The organism is Alteromonas sp. RW2A1, from assembly GCF_001886475.1.
GTDB lineage: Bacteria > Pseudomonadota > Gammaproteobacteria > Enterobacterales > Alteromonadaceae > Alteromonas > Alteromonas hispanica.
This window is the reverse complement of record NZ_CP018031.1, coordinates 2,161,771-2,187,864: the sequence shown is the minus strand read 5'-3', so window position 1 is coordinate 2,187,864 and position 26,094 is coordinate 2,161,771. Positions and strand designations below refer to the sequence as shown.

Genomic DNA, 26,094 nt, shown 5'->3' with positions numbered 1-26,094 from the left:
TAAATTACTAAAGCTGGCACGTTAGTTGTAATGCAACTATTAGATTAACGTTAAGCGTCAATTTTCTGATAGAGAGACACCCAACGATGCAGTTATCCGGTTATCTTCAGCGGTTCGATAAGAATCAGTTACAAAATTTCACCGCTGGCTTAGGTGCACCTGTAGTTTTACTCGCTATTATGGGGATGGTTATTCTCCCCATGCCGCCTTTTCTCCTCGACGTGCTGTTTAGTTTTAATATCGCACTGTCGTTAGTGATTATTCTTGTAGCAGTATTAACACAAAAGCCTGTAGATTTTGGTATTTTTCCTCTGGTCTTGCTTATCGCAACCGTTTTAAGACTGGCACTAAACGTCGCCTCTACGCGAGTTGTTTTATTGTATGGTCATGAGGGTGGTGATGCGGCGGGTAAAGTCATCGAGGCCTTTGGTGCTGTGGTAATTGGTGGTAATTATGCCGTGGGTATCGTTGTATTTGCCATTTTGCTAATTATTAACTTTAAGGTTGTTACTGCTGGTGCAGGGCGTATATCTGAAGTAAATGCTCGCTTTACCCTTGACGCCATGCCGGGTAAGCAAATGGCAATAGATGCCGACTTAAATGCGGGTTACATCGACCAAGACCAGGCGCGGGAGCGCCGAGAAGAGATAACAGCAGAAGCAGACTTTTACGGCTCAATGGACGGTGCGTCAAAATTTGTAAAAGGTGACGCCGTTGCCGGTCTATTTATCATGCTCATCAATATCGTGGGCGGATTATTTATTGGCATGATTCAATACGATCTCTCGTTTGGCGATGCCATTGAAATTTATACGTTGCTCACCATCGGTGATGGGTTAGTGGCACAAATACCCTCTCTTTTACTCTCCGTTGCAACCGCAATTATAGTTACTCGCGAGAATGAAACCCAAGAAATGGGTAAGGAAATTCGTGGGCAGCTTGGAAACAATCAAGCTTTATACATAGCGTCAGGGGTTTTATTTGTGATGGGTATTATTCCAGGTATGCCCCATGTTGCATTTTTAGGGTTCTCTGCTCTTACCGCTGGAGTAGCCTTTCTTCAGACCCACAATGCCAAGAAGAAAGCTGCTGAACCACAGGTGCCAGATACACTCTCTAGAGATGAAACCGTGGCACCAGAAGTCAAAGAACTTGGCTGGGATGATGTTCAGCAGGTCGACACCATTGGGCTTGAGGTGGGTTATAGGCTGATTCCGCTAGTTGATAAATCCCAGGGTGGTGAGCTGTTAACCCGCATTAAAGGCGTACGTAAAAAACTATCTCAAGAACTCGGGTTTCTTATCCCACCAGTACACATTCGCGATAATTTAGATTTAGAACCCAATACTTACACTATCGCTATGCTGGGAGTGACTATTGGAGACTCGGTGATAAGTCACGATGAAGAACTCGCCATTAACCCTGGCCAAGTTTTTGGGAAGCTTGAGGGGAGAGCGACAAAAGATCCGGCGTTTGGCCTAGATGCCGTTTGGATTAAGCCCAATAAACGTGAGCATGCTCAAACTCTTGGGTACACGGTGGTAGACGCGGCCACAGTGGTTGCTACTCATTTAAGTCAACTACTTACCAATAATGCCTATCAACTGCTTGGACACGAAGAGGCCCAACAACTACTCGACATGTTAGCAAAGCAGCATCCTAAATTGGTTGAAGGTTTGGTGCCCGATATATTGCCGTTAAGCACGGTAGTAAAAATACTGCAAACATTACTGTTTGAAGGTGTTCCTATTCGCGACATGCGTACGATAGTGCAAACATTAAGTGAATATGGCACTCGTAGCCAAGACTCAGATGTGTTGGTGTCAGCGGTACGTATTGCGCTTAAACGGCTTATTGTTCAGGAAATCACGCAGGGTGCCAAAGAGATACCTGTCATAACCTTGGCGCCAGAGTTGGAACAGATGTTGCACCAGTCACTTCAAGCAGGTGGTGAAGATGGTGCAGGTATTGAACCTGGTCTTGCAGACAAGTTACAAAAGTCCTTGCAGCAAGCCAGTCAGCAGCAAGAACTAGAGGGAGAGCCCGCAGTGTTACTTACTTCTGGAATGCTAAGGCCGGTGCTATCTCGCTTCTTAAAATATTCTGTTGTTGGGTTACATGTTCTTTCCTATCAAGAAGTACCTGATGACAAACAAATAAAAATAGTCAGTTCGGTCGGTCAATAATCTGACACTGGGGCGAGTGGAGAAGTTGCAATGAAAATAAGACGTTTTTTTGGCAAAGACATGCGCGAGGCGCTAAGCCAAGTTAAGGCTGAGTTAGGTAGCGACGCGGTTATTATGTCCAATCGCAAAGTGGCAGACGGTATTGAACTGGTTGCCGCTTATGACAAAGAGCCAGAAGCAAAGCTTAACATATCCAAAACGCCGTCAAAAGGGGCAGCTAAAAGTGCTACACCGAGTTTGAGCGAAATCATTGGCGATGATGGCCCAGACAGCTTAAAAGCATTACTGGAAAAACAGCATAGCGGTGCAGCACCTTATAACCAAACTGCAGCGCCAGGTGACTCGTCTGCGCACCTTGGCTCGGCCTCGTTAAATAAAAATTCAGAAGCGAATGTTAACCAGCCGGCTTCAGTAAATGCCCAGCACGCCAATAATATTGCATCACATCTCGACTTCTCAGATGCGTTTATTGACGAAGTGGAAGCGCAGCAACCTGCAAATGGCTATTTTAACAGCCGCGACGCTAATGCCCGAGAATTTAATGCTTCAAAAACGAATGAAGACGATGCGTTCCCCACGCATCAGGCTTCAAGCATAGAAAATGATGTGCCAACTCAGTCTGCAGAACTCGCTCAAATAAAAGAAGAACTCGCGTCTTTACGAGGTGTTCTTCAACACCAAGTTGCAGACTTAATGGAAGCAAAACAGAGCCGTCAAAAACCCGTCCATCAATATCTTATTGCTCGTTTAACTGAAATGGGGCTTAGCAAAGCATTATCTAAGCAGTTAATCAGCTATACTCCAGGGCATTACAATGAACGAGACGCATGGGTTTATCTTCTTAACCTATTGGCTAATCGCATAAATGTAACAGGAAACGATATACTCACTGCACAAGGTGCGGTGGCATTAGTCGGGCCAACAGGAACGGGTAAAACAACTACTGTGGCGAAACTGGCCGCACGCTATGCGCAGAAGTATGGCGCCGACTCTGTTGCTATGATTACCATAGACACATACAGAATTGCTGCATTTGAACAGCTGGCAACCTACGGTAAAATTATTGGTTGTACGGTGAGAAAAGCGCAGTCGAGTGAAGAACTTGCAGATTTATTGTTTCAACTTCGCCATAAGCGACTAGTATTGATTGATACGGCTGGTTTTAGTCAACGAGATAGCCGACTAATTAAACAAATTAAGCATTTTGACAATGGTCAGATGCCGCCAGTGAAAAAATATTTGGTAGCGCAAGCAAATACACAATATCCTGCGTTACAGAGGATCATTAAGGCCTATGATGACATCGAGCTAAGTGGTTGTATTTTCACTAAGTTAGATGAGTGCTATTCTTTAGGCGAAGTGCTTAGCGCGGCAGTTGAGTACCAGTTACCGGTTAGTTATGTCACCGACGGTCAAAAAGTACCGGAAGACATTAAGATTGCAGAAGCGAAATCTTTAGTTTCCGCTGCTGCAAAGCTTTATAAAAAATATGGTTTGGATCATACTAGTAATAACAACGATATTAAAACAGCATAAGTAGTATGATTGACGACCAAGCGAGTAGCTTAAGAAAAATGAAGCAATCACGGTTAATCAAAGTTATCGCCGTCACCGGAGGTAAAGGTGGCGTTGGTAAGACAAATATCACGCTTAACACGGCAATTGCTATGGCTAAGCAGGGCAAACGTGTGATGGTGCTCGATGCCGATTTAGGATTGGCCAACGTAGATGTCATGTTAGGGCTTCGCGTTGAAAAAAACCTTTCTCACGTTTTATCTGGTGAATGCACCTTAGACGATGTACTTGTCACTGGGCCTCACGGTATAAAGATTGCGCCTGCTACATCGGGCACTCAGTCGATGGCAGAGTTGTCTACAACACAGCACGCGGGTCTTATTCGTGCATTCAGCGAACTACGCTCGCCGATAGACGTATTGCTTGTTGATACCGCGGCCGGTATTTCAGATATGGTGCTAAGCTTTGCAAAAGCCTCTCAGGACATCATGGTAGTGGTGTGTGATGAGCCTACATCACTTACCGATGCTTATGCGCTGATAAAACTACTTAACCGCGAACACGGTGTTTTTCGGTTTAAAGTTGTCGCCAATATGGTTAGAGATGTGCGCGAAGGCCAAGAGCTTTTCAGCAAGCTGAGTAAAGTTACCGGGCGCTTCTTAGATGTTGCGCTAGAATTAGTGGCAACCATACCATTTGATGAAAATATTCGTCGTGCGGTGAGAAAACAAACAGCTATTGTCGATGCTTACCCAGGTTCACCAGCATCAGTAGCAATTAGTCAGCTAGCAAATAGGGCGGCATCTTGGCCAATCCCGACTCAGCCTGGCGGACACCTAGAATTTTTTATTGAGCAGTTAATCGCAGAAAAAGCAGTAGGGAATCAACGTTGAATAGTAAGGCGGCCGCTTATCAACAACAAACTGATAAGTCGCAGTTAGTCGAGCGACATGCGCCCCTAGTAAAGCGCATAGCACACCACTTAATGGCAAGATTGCCAGCAAGTGTGCTTGTTGACGATCTTATTCAGTCTGGAATGATTGGCCTTTTAGAAGCTGCGCGGAATTTTGACGGTTCGAAGGGAGCGAGTTTTGAGACCTTCGCAGGCATTCGTATCCGCGGCGCGATGCTAGATGAAATTCGCAAAGGAGATTGGACTCCACGCTCTGTTCATCGAAATGGACGGGCGATTACAGAAGCGATTTCGCAGGTTGAAAGTGAAACGGGCAGAGATGCAAGAGATGTTGATATTGCCACTAAACTAAACGTTAGCTTGCAAGATTATCATCAGATGCTCAATGAGGTAAACGCAGGGAAGTTAGTTGGAATTGAAGATTTAGGTGTCTCTGAGGACGTCATCACCACCGAGCAAAGTCGAGGAAGCGATGCTCCCCTTGAAGACCTGATGCAAGGCGCGTTTCAAAAATCATTGGCCCAAGCAATCACTACTTTACCCGAACGAGAAGCGATAGTGCTTTCCTTGTACTATGATGAAGAACTGAATCTTAGAGAAATTGGTGAAGTTCTTGATGTAAGTGAATCGAGAGTGAGTCAAATTCATAGTCAGGCCATGTTAAAACTCAAATCACGAATGAAGTCGTGGCGAGCTGACGAAGAATAGAAATTAAAACAATTAACCCCTCAATGGAGGCTATTTTGGATAAGAGCATGAAGATTCTTGTGGTAGACGATTTCTCTACCATGAGACGTATCATTAAAAACCTATTAAAAGATTTGGGTTTCGCAAACATCCAGGAAGCGGACGACGGAAGTACGGCGTTACCCATGCTACAACAGGGTGATTTCGATTTTGTTGTGACCGACTGGAATATGCCGGGTATGCAGGGTATCGATTTGCTTCGTGCAATTCGTGCCGACGATAAACTTAAGCATCTGCCGGTACTGATGGTAACGGCGGAAGCGAAGAAAGAGCAGATTGTTGCCGCAGCGCAAGCTGGGGTTAATGGCTACGTAGTTAAGCCTTTCACAGCCGCTACGTTAAAAGAAAAGTTAGATAAAATATTCGAACGTTTAGGTTGATCCAGACGCTCACCAGAGAAACGAGGTTTACTGGATGACAACGAATGCAAACGTTCCATTATCACTAGAAGAAGCTAAACAGCTTGTTGTTTATCTTGAAGCTGGGGATAACGCTTCAGCCAATGCGCTCTTTGAAGCAGCGTCGATGAAAGAAAACGTAGAGCTTTTTGCCGAGGTTGGAAAGCTTACCCGTCAACTTCACGACGCGTTAAACAACTTTCAAATAGATGATCGCATCAAGAACTTAGCCACAGATGATATCCCTGACGCACAGACCCGCCTAACTTACGTTATTGAAGAAACTGAAAAAGCTGCTAATACTACAATGGATGCCGTTGAAGCCAGCATGCCAATTGCCGAGTTGCTTTCATCTCGTATAGAGAATGTGATGCCAGAGTGGAAAAAGCTCATGACAAGGCAAATTGAAGTGGGCGAATTCAAAGCCTTGTGCAAAGATTTAGACGAATTGCTAGAGGAGGGAGCTTCTCAGTCAGCTAAACTTACGCAGTTGTTGACAGAAGTGCTGATGGCACAAGGTTATCAAGACCTTACCGGTCAGGTAATCCGCCGTGTTATCGACTTAGTAAAAGAAGTCGAAGAAAGCTTAGTTAACATGCTCACCATGTTTGGTGAGCGGGACGGTTTAGAACAAACTAAACCATTACCTAGCGAAGCCGATAAGGTTGATGGTGTACAAGCAGAAGGGCCAATTATTGACGCTGAGTCTCGCGATGATGTTGTATCTGGCCAAGATGATGTTGATGATCTTCTGTCTAGCTTAGGTTTTTAGGGGAGCGGGCGCATGTCGTTTGATGTTGACGAGGAAATACTACAGGACTTTTTGGTTGAGGCCGGAGAGATACTTGAACAATTACAAGAACAGCTCGTTGATCTTGAGAACAATCCTGAAGATGCGAATTTGCTAAATGCAATTTTTCGCGGATATCACACGGTAAAAGGCGGTGCGGGCTTTTTGTCCCTCACTGAGCTTGTTGAAATTTGTCATGGCGCTGAAAACGTTTTTGACGTAATGAGAAACGGACAGCGCACACTGACACCAGAGCTAATGGATATTATTCTGCAGGCTACTGATGTCGTTGTTGACATGTTTGAGAAAGTTAAAGCGCAGGAGCCGCTTGAGCCGGCTGATGCACAGCTTGTAGACAAATTGCACAAGTTAAGTCGCCCAGAAACACCAGACGAGAACATTTTTGATAATGCTCCCGCTCCACAAGCTGCTGAACCTGATTTCAGTTCGGAGCCTGAACTGGAGTTGGTTGAAGCGACGCCATCTTCATCAAGTGACAATACCTCAAAAGGCGACGGTGAAATTGACGAAATCACCGAAGACGAGTTTGAAGCTTTACTCGATGAGCTACACGGCTCATCTGCGCCAGGTAAGAGTACTTCGCCTAAGCAAGAAGCTGCACCAACTCCCAGCGCGGGCAGTACTTCAGCTTCAGACAGCAACGCAGAAGATATTACCGACGACGAATTTGAAGCTCTCCTTGACGACCTTCACGGCAAAGGCAAATTTAGCGCAGCAGAAGAACCTGCAGCGCCAGCCGCACCACCAGCCCAAAATGCTTCATCAAGCGACGATGAAATCACCGATGACGAGTTTGAGGCTCTTTTAGATCAGCTTCATGGTTCAGGACAAGGCCCCACAAACCAAGCATCAAGTGCACCAGAAGCGGCACCGGCGAAAGCACCAGAGCCTGCTGTGGACAAAGCAGCGACTGATGCGATTCAAAAGGCCAAGCAGGCGTCACCCACTCCAGCGAGCACACCTGCACCAGCTGCTGCCAAAGCAGAGCCAAAAGCGCCAAGCCGTGAAGCTGCGAAAAAAGATGATAAGAAAGCACCTTCTGCTCCACCTGCTGAAACGACGGTTCGTGTTGATACTAAGCGTCTCGATCAAATTATGAATATGGTGGGCGAGCTGGTATTAGTGCGAAATCGCTTAATTAGCCTCGGCATCAATACAAACGACGAAAGTATGTCTAAGGCGATAGCAAACTTAGATGTAGTCACCGGCGACCTTCAAGGTGCGGTAATGAAAACCCGAATGCAGCCTATCAAGAAAGTATTCGGTCGTTTTCCTAGGGTTGTTCGAGATTTAGCGCGAAGCCTTAAAAAAGAAATTACGCTAGAACTTGTAGGTGAAGAAACGGATTTAGATAAAAATCTGGTAGAAGCATTGGCCGATCCACTTGTTCACTTGGTGAGAAACTCCGTGGATCACGGCGTTGAAATGCCGGATGAACGTGCTGCGGCTGGCAAACCACGAATGGGGACGGTTAAGCTTTCTGCTTCACAAGAGGGTGACCACATACTGCTTACTATCGAAGATGATGGTAAGGGGATGGACCCAGAGAAGCTAAAAGAGATTGCGATCAATCGCGGCGTACTAGACGCAGACGCGGCAGCACGTATGTCAGATGTGGAAGCTTTTAACCTTATCTTCGCACCAGGTTTTTCTACAAAGACAGAGATAAGTGACATATCGGGTCGTGGCGTTGGTATGGATGTGGTGAAAACCAAAATCAATCAACTCAACGGTACGGTTAATATCGACTCACAGCTTGGTAAAGGTACCCGTTTAGAAATAAAAGTACCGCTGACGCTGGCAATATTGCCAACGCTTATGATCATCGTGGGTAAACAAACCTTCGCTTTGCCCCTGGGCTCAGTAAGCGAAATTATTAATATGGACATCAAAAAGACCAACACAGTTGATGGCCAGCTAACCATGATTGTTCGCTCAAAAGCTATACCGCTCTTCTTCCTTGGCGATTGGCTGATTCGAGGCCAAAAATCAATAGATAGAGAAAAAGGCCACGTGGTTGTGGTTCAGGTGGGCACTCGCCAAGTGGGTTTTGTGGTTGATGCGCTAATAGGTCAAGAAGAGGTAGTCATTAAACCGCTTGATGCGTTATTGCAAGGAACACCTGGTATGGCAGGCGCAACAATTACGTCAGATGGCGGTATTGCGCTTATTTTAGATATTCCGAGCCTTCTAAAACGGTATGCTCGTAAGCCTTAACAGAAATCTTAATAGCAAAGGCTTACAAACAATAGGAACAGTAATCCATGGTCTTTAAAGTCCTGGTCGTGGACGACTCTACATTTTATCGTCGTCGAGTGAGAGAAATTTTAGACGAAGACAGAGAGTTAGAGGTTGTAGGTGAAGCGAGAAATGGTAGAGACGCACTAGATAAAATTGACGCGTTGGCTCCCGATGTAATTACAATGGATGTTGAGATGCCCGTTATGGATGGTATCTCTGCTGTAAAGGCGATTATGGAAAAAAAGCCTATTCCTATTCTCATGTTTTCATCATTAACACATCATGGGGCACAAGCAACGCTTGATGCCCTTGAAGCCGGTGCACTCGATTTTCTTCCTAAAAAGTTTGAAGATATATCGCAAGACCGCAAAGATGCGACACGTTTGTTGTGTACCAAAGTGAGGCTCATTGCGCGTAGAGGAATTGGGTTAAAGCGTCCAACATTTCGCTCACAGGAAACTCGTAGATTACCGCCTAACGCACCTAAGCAGGCGTTTTTTAAAACGTCAGGTTTACTTTCTGGGCACAAAGACGCGGCAAAGCAGCCAACTGTTTCTTCGGTCAGGGCGACAGGGAAGCGGTATAAATGTTTAGCTATTGGTGCCTCAACGGGCGGTCCAGTAGCGCTGCAGAAGGTGCTTATGCCTTTACCAGCAGACTTCCCATATCCAATTCTGTTGGTTCAGCACATGCCCGGAACCTTTACCACAGCATTTGCCCAGCGCCTAGACGCGAATTGTGATATCAGCGTAAAAGAGGCTGAGCACGGTGACATTCTCATGCCCGGTCAAGCTTATTTAGCGCCCGGCGGTAAGCAAATGCTAATAGAGACTGTTGGCGCCCAGAAAAAGATTTCAATTGTAGATGCAAGCATTGCAGATAAAGTAAATTACAAGCCTAGTGTCGATTTGACATTCAGTTCGTTAGAGAGAGCTTTCTCTGGAGATGTTTTAGGCATTATCTTAACGGGAATGGGCGCAGACGGTCGAGAGGGTTGCAGAAAGCTTAAAGAAAAGGGCGCTACAATTTGGGCCCAAGATCAAGACTCTTGCGTGGTGTACGGAATGCCCCAAGCGGTTGCTGTGGCAAATATCTCGACTCAAAATATAAATGTTGATGATATGAGCAGCTGTATTCTTACTGAAATGATGTAGTGAATGGATAGCCTAGTGGGTTTGTTGTCATGAAAGTGTGGACAGTCGCGAATCAAAAGGGTGGAGTAGGAAAAACAACCACCACGGTAAGCTTGGGCGGCTTGCTAGCGCAGCAAGGAAAGCGGGTACTGTTGATTGATACCGACCCCCACTCTTCGCTCAGTTATTATTTTGGCATAGATGCTGAGGCGCTAAGTCAATCTGTTTACGATATTTTTATCAAGTCCGGTAGTCTTACTGCCGATAACGTAATGGATTGCTTGTGCCCAACAAAGCTAGATAATCTTTATGTTTTACCGGCAACTATGGCCCTTGCCACTCTCGATAGAACCATGGGAAGCGAACAGGGTATGGGGTTGGTGCTGAAAAAAGCACTCGCCAAGGTCCATCATGAATTCGACGTTGCCATTATTGATTGCCCGCCCGTACTCGGTGTTCTAATGGTGAATGCTCTGGCTGCATGCGATAAGGTGATTGTACCCACGCAAACAGAATATTTAGCGCTAAAGGGGTTGGATAGGATGATCCGCACAATGGAAATAATGGGGCGTTCCCTAGGTAAATCCTTCGATACGTGCATTATTCCAACCATGTTCGATAAAAGAACAAATGCCGCTTTAGCATCGCGAAAGCGATTGATGAACGACTACGGTGAACGAGTTTGGCATGGTGTTATTCCGGTAGACACGCATTTTCGAGATGCGAGTTTGGTTCAATTACCAATATCAGCGGCGTATCCCAAAACCAGAGGCGTCGCAGCTTATGGAAAACTGCTCGAAGAGTTGGAGAAATAAATAGCAATGAGTAAGCAATCTCCATTTGCCCGTGAAGACGTTATGGAAGACTACCTAGATAGCCTGCTGAAAGAGCCCGCTGTATCCGTAGATATCAGTGCAAATCAGGTGGTGTCCGATAATGTGGAAGTGGATGATGCAACGGTAAGAGCTGCTAAACTTTTAGAGCAGGCATCACAGCATATCGCTGATGAACCTGTGGTCAAATGCGATGTGCCACTTTCGCAGAATGTTGAAATAATTGAGCCTGCGGTAGCGTCAGAAAAAAGCACTGCTGTAGAAGATGAGCTGAATATTGAAGAAGTGCAAATACGAGAAACTCGTGTTGAAGACGATATCACTCCAGCAGATGAAAACGCCGCACATGCGCAAACAAAAATTGCATTAAAGGATAGTCTAGATTTTCGCTTTCAAGCATTATTCTTTGAGGTGGCGGGTTTAACGCTTGCGGTTCCATTAACTACGCTTGGTGGTATCCACCAAATTGATAAAATTGCACCACTTTTTGGAAAACCAGACTGGTTTATGGGTGTAATGTTACACAGAGAGTCTAAACTGAATGTAGTAGACTCAGCGAAGTGGGTGATGCCAGAGAAATATAACGAGGCACTTGCTGAATCTCTCGACTATCGTTACCTAATCATGTTGGGAGAAAGTGCATGGGGGTTGGCTAGCGAAAAGCTGGTAAACACCGTTAATTTAACAAAAGATGATGTCAAATGGCGCGAATCTACAGGTAAACGTCCTTGGTTAGCAGGGATGGTTAAAGAAAAGATGTGTGCATTAATTGACGTTGAAGAATTAATATCTATGCTTAACAAAGGCTTAGGCAGCAACGACCAGACGCCATAGTACGGGAGCCAGGTTCATGAGCGATGAAAAAATGAAAAATAACGGTACGGACACCAACGATGAAGTCCTTCAATGGGTGACGTATCGCCTAGGTGATGAGACATACGGTATTAATGTTATGCAGGTACAAGAAGTCCTGCGTTATACCGAGATAGCACCGGTTCCGGGCGCGCCTGACTATGTCTTGGGTATTATCAATCTGCGTGGTAACGTGGTTACCGTTATTGATACGCGAGCGCGCTTTGGTTTACCGCCTACGGAAGTTACCGATAACACCAGAATTGTTATTATCGAGTCAGACGAGCAGGTGGTCGGCATACTGGTGGACAGCGTAGCAGAAGTGGTTTACTTGAAATCTTCTGAAATCGACAGTGCGCCTAACGTGGGCACTGAAGAAAGTGCTAAGTTCATTCAAGGTGTTAGTAATCGCGATGGCGAGCTTCTTATTCTTGTTGACTTGAACAAGTTACTAAGCGACGAAGAATGGGATGAACTAAGTAGTATTTAATTTAAAGCGAAGCTGACGCTGATTGCGTCAGCTTTTTCTTTGTATCTCTTCCTCAGTTAGGTGTGTAGCACATGGATTTGCAGCTTGCTGCTCCTTCTCTTGTCGAAATTATCATTGCTGTTGTCCTTCTTGGGCTTATTGCGGTTACTTGCGTGTTATATGCAAACTTACGCCGCACGGCTGGGTTGTTAAAAGAATTGCAGGGTAGCATGACAAGCGAACTTGCAGTGATGTCAACAAAAGTAACTGATGCGAATAACCAACAAACAGAAGCGCAGGCGAGAAGTTTGGTAATAAGCAAGCATTTACAACGCGTTGAAGAAAAGCAACAAGAGCTGGAAAGTCAGGTTCGCGACCTCAAATTTCAAGATCCTTCTTTAAAGTTATATCAGCGTGCTGCAGATTTAGTTAAAAAAGGTGCGAGTATAGAAGAAATCATAGAGTCTTGTGATATACCTCGTGCTGAAGCCGAAATGTTGGTAATGGTTCACAAGTCGCAAAAATAGTGAATATCACGAATATATGAGCCGTTAATTGCTCACCTTCAGTGCGCTAGCGGATAACTAATTTTTGTAGCACTCTCGGCAGGCACTCACTTTCTGTTTAGACGTCTAGACGTAAAGATGTTGACATATTCATAGTATTCGCCACAATACAGTCATCGCAATCTTCGACTGGAGTTAATTATGCCAATCCGTATTCCTGTGCAACTTCCTGCTCAGAATGTTTTACTGGGTGAAAATATATTCACCATGGATATGGATAGAGCATCAAGTCAGGAAATTCGCCCTCTTGAAGTTGGCATTCTTAATTTAATGCCAAACAAAATTGAGACTGAAGTGCAGCTGCTGCGCTTGCTGTCGAATACTCCCCTTCAAATCAATGTAGATTTTATTCGTATTGACAATCAGGCGCCCAAAAATACGCCGCAGTCGCACATGGATGCGTTTTATCACGAGTTTTCCAGTGTGGCGAACAAAAAATACGATGGTTTAATTGTAACTGGTGCCCCCCTTGCGCTACTCGACTATGAAGACGTGAAATACTGGGATAATATGACAACAATCCTAGAGTGGGCTCAGCGTCACGTTAATTCTACGCTTTACTTGTGCTGGGCTGCACATGCAGCAATGTATCATTTTTACGGTGTAACGCGGCAGCTGCGAGAAGAAAAGTTCTCAGGTGTTTATCAGCATAACGTCAACGACCCGAACAACGAATTACTCAGAGGGTTCGACCCAACATTTTCAGCGCCACATTCTCGCTATGGCCATATCGATACCTCACTGTATAACGGTGTAGAGGGGCTTAACGTTGTAGCCGAGTCGGATGAAGTTGGAGCCTATATTGTAGCGTCTGAAGACAAGCGAATGGTGTTTGTCACCGGACACCCTGAGTACGAAGCAGAGACGTTGAAAGATGAATATTTACGGGATCTGAACTCGGGTCAAAACCCGGCGATACCTAAAAATTATTTCACTGACAACGACCCAACCAAGTCGCCAATAGTTCAGTGGCGCTCTCATGGAAGTTTGTTATTTACAAATTGGTTAAACTATTACGTTTACCAAACTACACCTTACGATCTGAGTCAGTTAGCTGAAAAATCACAGCCAAAGAGGTAATGAGTGAAAAACGTTTTTGATTCAAATGCACAGGCAAGTTTAGCCGGTGCAGCAAAGGAAAGAATTTTAGTGCTTGATGGTGCTATGGGCACGATGATCCAACAGCATAAACTAGAAGAGGCTGATTACCGCGGTGAACAGTTTGCTAACTGGCATTGCGATGTTCAAGGTAATAACGATCTTCTTGTCCTCACTCAGCCTGATATTATTTATCAAATTCATTGTGATTATTTAGATGCAGGCGCTGACATTATCGAAACAAACACGTTTAACGCCACCACTATCGCTATGGCCGACTATGATATGCAGGCTACTTCTCGCGACATAAACGTGTCGGCAGCAAAGCTAGCTAAAAAGGCGGCAGCAGAATATACCGCTAAAACACCAAATAAACCTCGTTTTGTTGCTGGCGTGCTAGGGCCCACTAATCGCACGGCATCGATTTCTCCTGATGTTAATGACCCCGGGAAACGCAATGTTACCTTCGATGAATTGGTGGAGGCTTACAGTGAATCAACAGAAGCGCTAATTGAGGGCGGAGCCGACCTCATTATGCTGGAAACTATTTTCGATACATTAAATGCAAAAGCAGCGGCGTTTGCGGTTGAGCAAACATTTGAAAAAGTAGGCGTTACCTTACCAGTCATGGTATCGGGCACAATTACCGATGCCTCCGGTCGCACGCTTTCTGGCCAAACAGCGGAAGCGTTTTATTATTCGATGCGTCATGTTAACCCGTTTTCTTTCGGCCTTAATTGCGCACTGGGTCCAGACTTGCTCCGTCAGTATGTTGACGAAGTAGCGGCTATCGCCGAATGCTTTATTTCTGCCCACCCTAATGCAGGGTTACCAAACGAGTTCGGAGAATATGATATGGAAGGGCCTGAAATGGCCACACATATCAAAGAATGGGCTGAGTCAGGGCTGGTTAATATTGTGGGGGGGTGCTGTGGTAGCACGCCCGATCATATTCGGGATATTGCAGAGGCAGTAGCAGACATTAAACCTCGAGTAGTACCAGCTTTTGAACCAAAAATGCGTCTGTCAGGCCTAGAGCCGTTTGTACACTAGGAGGGCAATATGAGCGCAGGATTTTCTACATTTATTAATATTGGTGAGCGAACGAACGTTACCGGTTCAGCTCGCTTTAAACGGCTTATATTAGAAGGCGATTATGAAGCTGCCTTAGACGTTGCACGCCAGCAAGTCGAGAGCGGGGCACAAATAATAGATATCAACATGGACGAGGCCATGCTTGATTCTAAGCAGGCAATGGTGACGTTTTTAAATCTTATTGCGTCTGAGCCTGATATTAGTCGTGTACCTATTATGATTGACTCTTCAAAATGGGACGTGATTGAAGCTGGACTGAAATGTGTCCAAGGCAAAGCTATCGTTAACTCTATCAGCTTAAAAGAAGGTGAAGAGGTATTTCTCGCCCAGGCAAAGAAAATTAAACGCTATGGCGCTGCAACGGTAGTAATGGCCTTCGACGAAAAGGGGCAGGCAGATACGCAAGCGCGTAAAGTAGAAATTTGTCAGCGAAGCTATAAGGTTCTAACAGAAGAAATTGGTTTCCCTCCAGAAGATATTATCTTCGATCCCAACATTTTTGCTGTAGCAACGGGTATTGAAGAACACGACAATTACGCTGTAGATTTTATTGAAGCCACTCGCGTTATTCGCCAAACTTGCCCTTATTCCCATATATCAGGCGGTTTATCGAATATCTCGTTCTCTTTTCGCGGCAACAACCCGGTTCGCGAGGCCATGCACTCTGTATTCTTGTACCACGCTATTAGAGCCGGTATGGATATGGCAATAGTTAACGCGGGTCAGCTTGAAGTTTATGACGAAATTCCACAAGCGCTTCGCGAAGCTGTAGAAGACGTTATTTTAAATAGACGCAGCGATGGTACAGAGCGCTTGTTAGATATTGCGCCACAGTTTCAGGGCGACGGCAAAGCCGCTGCAAAAGAAGATCTCTCATGGCGAGAGCAGAGTGTAAACAAGCGTTTAGAACACGCTCTCATAAAGGGTATTACCGACTATATTATTGACGATACTGAAGAGGCTCGACAGCAAGCAGAACGCCCTCTTCATGTTATTGAAGGGCCATTGATGGATGGCATGAATGTAGTAGGGGACTTGTTTGGTGAAGGCAAAATGTTTTTGCCACAGGTTGTGAAGTCTGCGCGAGTTATGAAAAAAGCGGTTGCTCACTTGCAGCCCTACATCGAAGCAGAAAAGTCAGATGACAATAAGAGTAATGGAAAGATATTGCTCGCAACGGTAAAAGGTGATGTACACGACATTGGTAAGAATATCGTAGGTGTTGTACTGCAATGTAATAACTTTGAAGTCATCGATATGGGTGTGATGGTACCCGCTGCAAATATTCTTCAAAAAGCCAAAGAAGAGAATGTGGACATGATAGGTTTATCGGGCCTCATTACACCGTCTCTCGATGAAATGGTACATGTGGCAAAAGAAATGGAGCGACAGGGCTTTGATATGCCGCTGTTAATTGGCGGAGCTACTACGTCTAAAGCTCATACCGCGGTGAAAATCGAGCAAAATTATCACGCCCCAGTTGCTTATGTACCTAATGCAAGCCGCGCCGTGGGAGTGTGTCAGAAGCTACTCAATAAAGGCTCTAGAGATATCTATGCGACAGAGCTAGCTAAAGAGTACGATACCGTGCGCGACCAACACGCGCGCAAGAAGCCGCGCAGTAAACCCGTCACGTTAGAAAAAGCGCGGGAGAACAGCTGTCAGGTTGATTTTTCCACACCGCCGGTAACGCCTGCAAAGCTTGGTGTTACACCGATTACCGCTGATCTAGCCACATTGCGTGAATACATAGATTGGACTCCTTTCTTTTTAACTTGGTCACTGGCGGGTAAGTACCCCCGTATTCTAGATGATGAGGTAGTCGGTGAAGAGGCAACTTCACTGTTTGCAGATGCGAACGCAATGCTAGACAAAATCATTGCAGATAAAGCCTTGCAGGCAAAAGGGGTTATTGGGTTGTTCCCTGCCAATAGGTTGGGGGATGATATTGAGATTTACGCAGATGAGAGCCGCACTACTGTGAAAGGCGTCGCCCATCACCTGCGTCAGCAAACCCAGAAGGACAAATTTGCCAACTACTGCCTTGCCGACTTTGTTGCGGATAAAGAAAGCGGCATTGCCGATTATGTCGGTGCATTTGCAGTGACTAGTGGAATAGGTGAAGACAGTCTAGCAGACACTTATATAAAAGCGGGCGATGATTACAACGGGATCATGGTTAAATCGGTAGCTGATCGACTCGCTGAGGCCTTTGCTGAATATCTGCATCAACAGGTTCGACTGAAATACTGGGGATATGCGCCAGATGAAACTCTGAATAACGATGAGTTAATAAGAGAGAAGTACCAGGGTATTAGACCTGCGCCAGGCTATGCTGCATGTCCAGAGCATACTGAGAAACAGCTTATCTGGGATCTGCTTGCTGCCCAGGAACATACCGGGATGAAACTTACCGAGAGTTACGCAATGTGGCCGGGAGCGTCAGTGTCCGGGTGGTACTTTGCCCATCCAGAGTCCAAATACTTCGCAGTAGCAAAAATTCAAGCTGACCAAGTTGAAGACTATGCGAAGCGTAAAAACTGGACGCTGGAAGAAGCTGAAAAATGGCTGGGGCCAAATTTAAGCGATTAGAGCCCGCTAACTGCCGCTGTCGTTAATAATCAGAATGGATGACAAAGTTATGGATAAGCCATTTAGTCAAGCATGTGAAAACAACAAGCGCCCTATTTTAGCCGTGTTAAAAAGGGCGTTTGCTAACAGTAAACAGGTGCTTGAAATTGGCAGTGGTACTGGCCAACACGCGTCATATTTTTCTGCTCATTTGCCTCATTTATTGTGGCAAACAAGCGACCAAGTACATTATCACGACGGAATTAATGCATGGGTAAGTGAGTCTTCACTACCCAACTTAGCTAAGCCAATAGAGTATACCGTTGGGGTTGATTCATTTCCAGAAGGTAGTTTCGACGGAGTTTTTAGCGCCAATACCGCCCATATCATGCAGAAAGACGAAGTAGAATTGTTGATGAAATCGGTAATGAACCACTTGCCCAAAGGGGGAGTGTTTTGCCAATACGGGCCTTTTACCCAAGCTGGGGCTTTTTCATCAGCAAGTAATGAAGAATTTCATAAATCGCTTGTTGAGCGAGGCTATGGCGGTTACCGTGATATTGACGACCTGTTGAGTTGGGCGCCAAATTTAATGCTAAGTGAGCAAATATCGATGCCAGCAAACAATATGATGCTGGTTTGGACTAAAAGCTAGGTCAAAAGCGCGCTAGTAAACCCCCTAATTTTCTTTATACATAAACTCATAAACGCAATGCTCTGAAGCATTGCGACAAATCGCACGGCAAAACCGCCAATGCAACAATGACGTTTTAACTAAAAACGTTCTTTTTCTTAAAACACAGATAGGAACACACCATGACATTTGCAGTGAATCACTACTTTGATAACAAAGTCACCTCAATATCATTTGAATCGGCTAGCGGGCCTTGTACATCGGGCGTTATGTCGCCGGGGGAATATACTTTCGATACGACTAAAAAAGAGCTTATGAAAGTTGTTGAGGGCGAACTTACAGTAAAACTACCAGGCAGTGAAAGTTGGGAGTCTTTTCCAGCGGGCACCGAGTTTAATGTAGATGCGAATGTGTCTTTTGATGTCAAAGTGTCGTCAGCTTCGGCATACCTTTGTTTTTATAGCTAAGCGCATTGTAAGCCAGGTATTCTATACATATATAGTTATTGTGCACGGAGGCATTACTCCGTGCGTTTTGCTTGTTTACCTTGCTCTATGGCCATAGCAACGAAACTGTCAATAAACCCTAGTGTATCTGACTGTTTCCTATGCCCCACGTACAAGGTTTTCTCTAAACCCTTCTCGCCAAGAGACCTATATATAAGGCTCTCACATTCTTTCGATTCTTCTACAAGCCATTTCGGTAACGCAGTTACTCCTCTGCCTGCCGTCACCATTTGTAAAATGATCTCAGTCGTTTCTATTGTTTTATGGCTTTTCACCGACGCGTTGGCAGGCGTTAGAAATTGCGAAAAGATATCTAGCCGACTTCTCTCTACTGGATATGAAATAAGTGTTTCTTTAACTAAATCTCGCGGTGTTATAAATGCTTTATCGCCCAGCTCATGGTCGTTGTGCATCACTAATACCTGCTCGTAACTAAAAACGGGCGTATAAGTAATGGCATCTAAATGCAAAGGGTCAGGGGTGATCAGCACATCAATATCATACCCATGCAATGCCTGAAGCCCACCAAAGGAAAAGGCCCTTCGTACATCCACATCAACATCGGGGAACGCTTTTAAAAAAGGCGCCACTATTTTGAGCAGCCATTCAAAACAAGGGTAGCACTCCATACCAATACGCAAAATTCCCTGCTTTCCCTGTGCAAATCTACGAAGCTGCGATTCGGTATGTTCGAACTGAGGTAGTATGCGCTGAGCCAAGCCCAGCAAACTCTCTCCTGCCTGAGTGAGTATTAAATGCCTTCCCTCTTTTTGCCACAAAGGAACGTCAAACTCATGCTCTAATTTTTTCATAGCATGACTTAGCGCTGATTGTGTCAAAAACAACGACTTAGCTGCTTCTGTCATTGTTCCGTGTGTTTGTATTGCTTTTACAATACGCAGGTGTTGTCTATCAATCATTCAATAAAGCCCTAATCACACATGCTTACGGCATCTGCCAGTCTCGCCTCGATTATCCGCTTTAGAATTATGGATATCTCTCGGAATGTTTGTCTGCTGGGTGAGGTATTTCGCCATGCTAGTGAATGCTGCCTTTCTATAGGCATATCTGCAATTTCACAGACATGCAGAGCCTCAGGTTTGTGCAGTTCTGAGTGAATATAAAGGCCGGGCAAAAATGCCACTCCCATTCCCATCACAACCATTTGCCTCAATGTATCTAAGCTCGTTCCTTCGTAATCACGCTGTAAATCTGCACCAATATCTTCGCATATTCGCTGTACCTGATGATGGAAATGATGTCTATCTTCCAGCGTAAGTACTTTTTCACCACTGATATCCTGTGGGTGCACGAAGGCTTTGCCGGATAGGAAGTGGTCAGAAGGCGTGACAAATTTAAGTGGCTCTTTGAAAAGGGGATAGGTAATTAATTGGGAGTTTTCTGTCGAAAGTGGCGACAAAATCAGATCATATTCTCCTCGTAATAAACCGTGTTGTAGATCATCAGGAGAGGCTTCCCTCACGTAAAATCTCAACCCCGGTTTAAGTTTGTGTAAGTCAGGTAGCACAAACGGAAGTAGATAAGGGCCTAGTGTAGGGGGAATGCCGAGGCGATAGGTAATGATTTCCCCTTTAGACAGATCTCTAGCCATTTCGGTAAAACGTTGAGTTGATTGCAATACCTCTTCTGCACTCGCCAATAAGGCTTTACCTTGCGGTGAAAGTAGGGTTCCAGTGCGGGAGCGCTCAAAAAGCGTTAAATTGAGTGTGTCCTCCAACGCATTTATTTGGCTAGTCAACGTGGGTTGGCTAATACCTAGTGCGCCGGCAGCCTGTCGAAAATTGAGGTATTTAGCAACAGCTACAAAGTAGCGTATCTGGTTAAACGAAGGGGCTTTGCCGCCTAATTGCATGCTGATATTTCCTACTTTCGACTATATTTTTCAATAAAAAACGCTAGCGTGATAGCGACTGGGTATCACGAGCTACTATATTAAACTATTAATCTATCAAGTGACACTAGAGTATTAATATCATTATAACTATTAAAATACCGGGAGTATTCTATGGATCATGTTTTTTCAGGTGTTACCAAATTTCAAAAGGAAGTGTACCCTAGCAAAAAGGCGACCTTTCAAAAGCTAGCTAATGGTCAAAATCCAGAAGTTCTTTTCATAACCTGCTCAGATTCTCGCATCGACCCCAACTTAGTGACCCAGACAGAGCCGGGTGAGCTATTCATTTGCCGTAATGCGGGTAACATCGTTCCACCGCACAGTAATCAAACAGGCGGTATGACAGCGTCTATCGAGTTTGCCGTTGCAGCGTTAGGCGTTTCTCACATTGTTGTTTGTGGACACACAGACTGCGGCGCTATGAAAGGGGCAATTAACCCAGAAGGGCTTGATTCTCTACCTCATGTAAAAGAGTGGCTAGGTCACTGCCGTGTAGCCACTGATGTGGTAAAAGAGCGCTGCGGTCACGATAAATTGTCTATTGACGATTTAGAAGCCGTAACCAAAGAAAATGTACTTCAACAAATACAGCACCTTCGCACTCACCCTGCGGTTGCAGCAAAAATTGCAACAGGTCAAGTTGAACTTCATGGTTGGGTGTATAATATCGGTAGCGGTGACATGCTTTGTTACAGCAGTGAAACAGGTGACTTTATCACTATGGATCAGTCAGAAGCTGAAGCTAGATTTAAACGTGCAAACGCTGCTGAATAAGAGGGAACATTTGTGGTAAAAGTTAATTTTTCAAATTTAAGGGGTGATCTTACTGGTGGTTTAACCGCCGGTATCGTTGCATTGCCCTTAGCGCTAGCACTGGGTGTAGCTTCAGGTCTTGGGCCTATGGCTGGCCTGTACGGCGCAATTGCAGTGGGCTTTTTCGCTGCACTTTTTGGCGGTACACCCGCTCAAATTTCTGGTCCAACGGGCCCTATGGTTGTTGTGCTGGCGGGCTTGTTTGCCAGTCTATCAGGTGACGCTAGCTTAATTTTCACAGCAGTGATGCTAGCCGGTGTTTTCCAAATAGCCTTCGGATTATTTGGCGTAGGACAGTACATCCGGCTTGTTCCTTATCCAGTGATATCTGGCTTCATGTCAGGGATAGGCGCTATCATTATTATTCTGCAAATTGGTCGATTGCTTGGCCATGAGCCTCCTGGTGGAACAATTGGTGCCCTTTCTTACCTTCCAACTGCGTTGGCAGATATCAATTTCTCTACACTAGCGCTTGGTTTGGGCACGCTTATCATTGCTTATAAATGGCCTGCGTCGCTAGGAAAGTATGTTCCTGGTGCTTTAGCGGCACTAATTATCGGTACCTTAGTGAGTTTGGCGTTAAGTGTACCTGTGCTTGGAAATATTCCAACGGGTTTACCAAGCTTACAGCTACCTGTATACGACCAAAGTAAACTATGGTTGGTGATAGAAGCTGCGTTCGTACTAGCGTTGCTTGGTGCAATAGACAGTCTGTTAACGTCTCTTGTTGCGGATAACATGACGCGTACCCGCCACGACAGTAACAAAGAACTTATTGGTCAAGGTATTGGTAATACATTTGCAGGTTTAATTGGCGGTATCGCTGGCGCAGGTGCCACCATGCGTACCGTAGTTAATATTCGTAGTGGCGGTAAATACAACGTGTCGGGTATGGTGCATGCACTCGTATTGCTTGCCATCGTGTTGGGTCTTAGCCCACTTGCAGCACAGATACCGCACGCAGTACTTGCGGGTATTCTGGTCAAGGTTGGCCTAGACATCATTGACTGGGGCTACCTAAAACGTGCTCACAAAGGCCCAAGATGGGACTTCGCTCTAATGCTAGTAGTGCTGTCTTTAACGGTGTTTGTAGACCTTATCACCGCAGTAGGTGTTGGTGTGGTACTTGGCGCGCTAGCGTATGTTAGGCAGGTTGCGCAATTGCAAATTGAAGAGCTGCAAAAAATACCTCAAGAGCTCAACGACCCGAAAGAGAACGCATTGTTTGAAGAGCTTAAAGACAAGGTTTCTATCTTTAGTTTTGGCGGCCCGCTAAGCTTTGGTGCTGCAGCAGACCTTGGCCATCGCGTTCGCGAACGAGTGCCTGCAGGCTCTCAGTTCACGATTCTAGACTTCTCTCGCGTACCGCTTATGGATGTTTCTGCCGCAATGGCGGTTGATACGGTAACCTCTGATGCTCTAGCGGCAGGTAGGCAGTTAATATTGTGCGGAGCCAATGAAAAGCTTAACAAGGTTTTAGAAGGGGTGAATGAAGCTCATCCAGGTATACCTAATTTTGAAACTTTGCATGAAGCGTTGGTATTTGCAAAAAAGAAAGTGGGCGGTAATGGTGATGCCGACGATCAAGCGCCTTTAAAAGCAGCCGCTCAATCTTAATTGATGCTACGCGGTTAAGAGTAAACCGCCAAAGCAATGTTTAATATACAAAGCTCCCTGTTCTTCACGAACAGGGAGCTTTTTTATTTGTGAGTTTAATTGTGTCGTTTATTTTTGTGCAACAATCGCATTTTATGCCTTACTGAGTGAAGTTAGTGGAATAAAGGAGTGTTGATATTTACAATGCGTGCATAAAATTATGAGGCATTTAACGCACAGAGACGCGTGTTAAGTTGATAAGCAGGAGTGGTAGTATGCCCAAAGTCGGTATGGAATCGATTCGCAAAAAACAGTTAATAGATGCAACCTTAGCTGTCATGGCCGAAGTGGGGTATCACGGCACAACAATTAGCTTAATTAGCAAACGAGCCGGGTTGTCGTCAGGCATTATAAGCCATTATTTCGGCGATAAGCAGGGCCTGATTGAAGCGACGATGCGTTATCTTTTAGAGGCGCTAAAAATAACCAAAAAGATTTCAGACCCTCTAGCTCGCATAGATTTTATAATCGAAAATAACTTCTCTCAAACGCAAGGGGCAGCCTCCGCAACGAATACATGGTTTAACTTTTGGGCTCTTTCACTTCATAATGAAAACTTGCACAGGCTTCAATGTATTAATCATAAGCGTTTAGAGAGCAATTTAGCCTTTAGCTACCGTCAACTTTTGCCAAAAGCACATGCAAGACATGCAGCGGCATCAACGTCAGCATTAATTGATGGCTACTGGTTACGCTATTCTATGGGAAGCGTTGGACATGGCGATTTTGCAGAGCCAGTCACTCGAATCAAACAATACGTAAGAGACTTGATAGCACAACACGGCAAATCGTAAGTTTTGTTATTTTGGGCTATTAATCAGCCTTAAACCTAAATCAAAAGTGCTATTCAACTCCAGGGCTTACATTACAGATCTAGTAACGTTTTTACGTATCTCCATCGCTAAATTACCCTAGGCCCAATAAAAAAGGCATCATAGATTACTATGATGCCTCTTAACTTAAGCAGTTTAAATCATGTATAGCAGCTGAACTGAATCCGTCCAGCAATCCTTACTAGTTCGGCTGAATACAGTCTTTCAATACCTATTACCAAATACGTACGCGCTCTTCTGGAGCAAGGTACAGTTCATCGCCAGGCTGCACGTTAAACGCTTCATACCACGCATCGTGGTTACGAGGTGCTTGTGCACGGAAGCGCCCTGGAGCGTGAGTACCTGCGCGAAGCTGATTTAGCATACTTTGCTCAGTACGTTTCTCTTTCCAAACTTGAGCCCATGCTAAGAAAAAGCGTTGGTCGCCAGTAAGTCCGTCGATAACGGGCGCTTCTTTACCATTAAGGCTTAATTTGTAAGCGTGATATGCCATTGCCAAGCCGCCCACATCACCGATGTTCTCGCCTAAACTGTTTCTACCGTTTACAAAGTTGCCTTCAATTGGCTCATATTTGCTGTATTGAGCAGCAAGCGCGTCTGCTTTTTCTTCAAATGCGGCGCGATCTTCGTCTGTCCACCAATTAGTTTGAATACCGTTTGCATCTGACTTAGAGCCTTGGTCATCAAAACCATGTCCCATTTCGTGTCCAATGACGGCACCAATTGCACCATAGTTAACCGCAGGGTCGGCATTGGGATCGAAAAACGGAGGCTGCAAAATAGCAGCAGGGAATACAATTTCGTTGAACGAACTGTTGTAGTAAGCGTTAACTCGCTGTGGTGTCATGCCCCAACGCTCACGGTCGGTTTTTTTAAGCTCACGTTCAACAGACTCTGCATGGAAGAATTCACGTAAATTGCGAACATTACCAACCAGGTCGCTATCACTAATCGTGACGCCATCAAAAGACTGCCATTCATCTGGGTAGCCAATTTTCGGGCGGAAAGCCATCAGCTTTTCTTTAGCGTTTACTTTTGTTTCCTCACCCATCCAGTCTAGTGTGTCTATGCGCTCACCCAAGGCTGCGCGAAGATTTTCAACCAATTCGGCCATCTGAGTTTTAGAACTTTCAGGGAAGTACTCATCAACATAAATTTTGCCTATCGCAAAGCCAAGTGACTGGGTGCTAGACATCTGGCTTAGCGCGCGCTTCCAGCGCGGACGTGGCTCTTGCTGACCGTTTAACGTGCGACCGTAAAAATCGAAGTTGGCCATATAGACATCTTCTGAGAGCAAGTCCGCATTATTAGAGATGGTGTGATACTTAAGGTACGATTTCCAATCTGCAAGGTCTGCTTGATTGATAAGCTTGATGACATCTTTCACCGGTTCTGGCTGAGTGATGTTTAGCTCAGGTACTTGGTAGTCCATTTGTGCGAAGTAAACATCCCAGTCAAAGCCAGGGTAAGTATCTGTAAGCTTACTGCGCTCTATCTGGTTAAGAGTAAGATCGCGGTTACGGCGTTTTTCACGCGGCCACTGTACTTCTGCCAGCTGTGTTTCAAGGGCCATAATATTTGCCGCTTTTTCAGCAGCGTTCTCTTCGCCAGCAAGGGTAAGCATCTCTTCAATATGCGCAACATAGGCTTCGCGAATTTTTACAAATCGCTCGCTATCGCTTAAGTAGTAGTCTCTGTCGGGTAAACCTAAGCCACCCACACCAACGCTTAGCTGATATTCGTTAGGATCGAGTCGGTTATACCACATACCACCGCCAATAGGCGTGCTGTAACCGTATAGCCAGCTTTTACCAAATGCTGCGGTCAGATCTTTTGTGCTTTCGATGTTGTTAATGGTGTCCAACACATCGCTGATCGGAGCAATTCCTTTTTCATTGATTGTGTCTGTGTCCATGAATGAAACATAAAAGTCTTTCACTAACTTTTCGTCAGCATTCAGGTTTTCTTTTTCTGTTAGCCCGTCAATAATGGTTTTTACTTGCTCTTCACTGCGCTCTGCAAGTGCCGTAAAGGCACCGTAGCGAGTTTTGTCAGCGGGTAGCTCATAGTTGTCGTACCAAGTGCCGCTTGCATACATAAAGAAGTCGTCACCAGGCTTCACTTGTTCGTTGCGTGCAGAAAGGTCTACACCGAATGACCCCAGTTCAGCTTCCGTTTTTGGTTGTTCCGCAGGCTCTGCTTTGGTCATCTGTTCTTTTGCTTGTTCTGGTTGACCACAACCGGCAAGGCCTAGTGATGCCGCAACTGCTACGGCTAATAATTTATATTTCATAAGATTTCTCGTTTTG

At 45.2% G+C, this 26,094-nt stretch carries 23 protein-coding genes; 20 read left to right on the top strand and 3 right to left on the bottom strand.

The features are described 5' to 3' along the window. Positions 1–86 precede the first annotated feature (86 nt). The 17 genes from flhA (at position 87) to ppnP (ending at position 18,529) form a co-directional block, all read left to right on the top strand. Positions 87–2,186: a flagellar biosynthesis protein FlhA gene (gene flhA / locus BM528_RS09870; RefSeq protein ID WP_071979649.1), complete on the top strand. Its 2,100-nt coding sequence runs from the start codon at positions 87–89 to the stop codon at positions 2,184–2,186. Positions 2,187–2,216: 30 nt separating this feature from the next. Next, complete coding sequence (flhF, locus tag BM528_RS09865) at positions 2,217–3,722, top strand: flagellar biosynthesis protein FlhF (RefSeq protein WP_071979648.1); 1,506 nt, start codon at positions 2,217–2,219, stop codon at positions 3,720–3,722. 5 nt (positions 3,723–3,727) lie between these two features. Continuing rightward, positions 3,728–4,594: a MinD/ParA family protein gene (locus tag BM528_RS09860; RefSeq protein WP_071979647.1), complete on the top strand. Its 867-nt coding sequence runs from the start codon at positions 3,728–3,730 to the stop codon at positions 4,592–4,594. Then, positions 4,591–5,322, top strand: a complete 732-nt coding sequence (locus tag BM528_RS09855; RefSeq protein ID WP_071979646.1) for an RNA polymerase sigma factor FliA — start codon at positions 4,591–4,593, stop codon at positions 5,320–5,322. The genes BM528_RS09860 and BM528_RS09855 overlap by 4 nt, the downstream gene beginning before the upstream one ends. Positions 5,323–5,357: 35 nt before the next feature. After that, positions 5,358–5,741, top strand: coding sequence for a chemotaxis response regulator CheY (gene cheY / locus BM528_RS09850; protein ID WP_025254383.1), 384 nt, complete (start codon positions 5,358–5,360; stop codon positions 5,739–5,741). 34 nt (positions 5,742–5,775) lie between these two features. Further along, positions 5,776–6,531: a protein phosphatase CheZ gene (locus tag BM528_RS09845; protein WP_071979645.1), complete on the top strand. Its 756-nt coding sequence runs from the start codon at positions 5,776–5,778 to the stop codon at positions 6,529–6,531. A 12-nt stretch (positions 6,532–6,543) separates the two neighbouring features. Beyond that, positions 6,544–8,787 carry a chemotaxis protein CheA gene (locus BM528_RS09840; protein WP_071979644.1) on the top strand — a complete coding sequence of 748 codons (2,244 nt, stop codon included), beginning with the start codon at positions 6,544–6,546 and terminating at the stop codon, positions 8,785–8,787. Positions 8,788–8,834: 47 nt separating this feature from the next. Further along, positions 8,835–9,965 (top strand): protein-glutamate methylesterase/protein-glutamine glutaminase, encoded by a 1,131-nt coding sequence (locus BM528_RS09835; protein ID WP_071979643.1) that lies wholly within the window; start codon positions 8,835–8,837, stop codon positions 9,963–9,965. Positions 9,966–9,994: 29 nt separating this feature from the next. Then, positions 9,995–10,759 carry a ParA family protein gene (locus tag BM528_RS09830; protein ID WP_071979642.1) on the top strand — a complete coding sequence of 255 codons (765 nt, stop codon included), beginning with the start codon at positions 9,995–9,997 and terminating at the stop codon, positions 10,757–10,759. Positions 10,760–10,765: 6 nt separating this feature from the next. Next, positions 10,766–11,611, top strand: a complete 846-nt coding sequence (locus tag BM528_RS09825; protein WP_071979641.1) for a chemotaxis protein CheW — start codon at positions 10,766–10,768, stop codon at positions 11,609–11,611. A 16-nt stretch (positions 11,612–11,627) separates the two neighbouring features. Beyond that, positions 11,628–12,119 carry a chemotaxis protein CheW gene (locus BM528_RS09820; RefSeq protein ID WP_071979640.1) on the top strand — a complete coding sequence of 164 codons (492 nt, stop codon included), beginning with the start codon at positions 11,628–11,630 and terminating at the stop codon, positions 12,117–12,119. A 71-nt stretch (positions 12,120–12,190) separates the two neighbouring features. Beyond that, a complete protein-coding gene (locus BM528_RS09815) occupies positions 12,191–12,625 on the top strand; it encodes a DUF2802 domain-containing protein (protein WP_071979639.1) in 435 nt (144 codons plus the stop codon). A gap of 180 nt (positions 12,626–12,805) precedes the next feature. Beyond that, a complete protein-coding gene (gene metA / locus BM528_RS09810; protein ID WP_071979638.1) occupies positions 12,806–13,744 on the top strand; it encodes a homoserine O-acetyltransferase MetA in 939 nt (312 codons plus the stop codon). A gap of 3 nt (positions 13,745–13,747) precedes the next feature. After that, a complete protein-coding gene (locus BM528_RS18385) occupies positions 13,748–14,815 on the top strand; it encodes a homocysteine S-methyltransferase family protein (RefSeq protein ID WP_083595253.1) in 1,068 nt (355 codons plus the stop codon). Positions 14,816–14,824: 9 nt separating this feature from the next. Continuing rightward, a complete protein-coding gene (gene metH / locus BM528_RS09805) occupies positions 14,825–17,449 on the top strand; it encodes a methionine synthase (protein WP_083595252.1) in 2,625 nt (874 codons plus the stop codon). A 49-nt stretch (positions 17,450–17,498) separates the two neighbouring features. Continuing rightward, on the top strand, positions 17,499–18,083 hold the full coding sequence (locus tag BM528_RS09800; protein WP_071981250.1) for a DUF938 domain-containing protein: 585 nt from the start codon (positions 17,499–17,501) through the stop codon (positions 18,081–18,083). A 161-nt stretch (positions 18,084–18,244) separates the two neighbouring features. Beyond that, entirely contained in the window at positions 18,245–18,529 is a 285-nt protein-coding gene (gene ppnP, locus BM528_RS09795; protein ID WP_071979637.1) for a pyrimidine/purine nucleoside phosphorylase, read from the top strand. 53 nt (positions 18,530–18,582) lie between these two features. Here ppnP and BM528_RS09790 read toward each other — a convergent pair whose 3' ends face one another. Both BM528_RS09790 and BM528_RS09785 read right to left on the bottom strand, forming a co-directional pair. After that, on the bottom strand, positions 18,583–19,488 hold the full coding sequence (locus tag BM528_RS09790; RefSeq protein ID WP_071979636.1) for a LysR family transcriptional regulator: 906 nt from the start codon (positions 19,486–19,488) through the stop codon (positions 18,583–18,585). An 11-nt stretch (positions 19,489–19,499) separates the two neighbouring features. Continuing rightward, positions 19,500–20,441 carry a hydrogen peroxide-inducible genes activator gene (locus BM528_RS09785; RefSeq protein WP_071979635.1) on the bottom strand — a complete coding sequence of 314 codons (942 nt, stop codon included), beginning with the start codon at positions 20,439–20,441 and terminating at the stop codon, positions 19,500–19,502. Between the two features lie 153 nt (positions 20,442–20,594). Here BM528_RS09785 and BM528_RS09780 point away from each other — a divergent pair, with 153 nt between their 5' ends. The 3 genes from BM528_RS09780 to betI all read left to right on the top strand — a co-directional run bounded on the left by BM528_RS09780 (position 20,595) and on the right by betI (position 23,746). Next, positions 20,595–21,257 (top strand): carbonic anhydrase, encoded by a 663-nt coding sequence (locus BM528_RS09780; RefSeq protein WP_071979634.1) that lies wholly within the window; start codon positions 20,595–20,597, stop codon positions 21,255–21,257. A 12-nt stretch (positions 21,258–21,269) separates the two neighbouring features. After that, on the top strand, positions 21,270–22,913 hold the full coding sequence (locus BM528_RS09775; RefSeq protein ID WP_071979633.1) for a SulP family inorganic anion transporter: 1,644 nt from the start codon (positions 21,270–21,272) through the stop codon (positions 22,911–22,913). A 254-nt stretch (positions 22,914–23,167) separates the two neighbouring features. Further along, positions 23,168–23,746: a transcriptional regulator BetI gene (betI, locus tag BM528_RS09770; protein WP_071979632.1), complete on the top strand. Its 579-nt coding sequence runs from the start codon at positions 23,168–23,170 to the stop codon at positions 23,744–23,746. 253 nt (positions 23,747–23,999) lie between these two features. Here the strand turns inward: betI and BM528_RS09765 are convergent, their stop codons facing one another. Next, a complete protein-coding gene (locus BM528_RS09765) occupies positions 24,000–26,078 on the bottom strand; it encodes a M13 family metallopeptidase (protein WP_071979631.1) in 2,079 nt (692 codons plus the stop codon). Between the last annotated feature and the right edge of the window lie 16 nt (positions 26,079–26,094).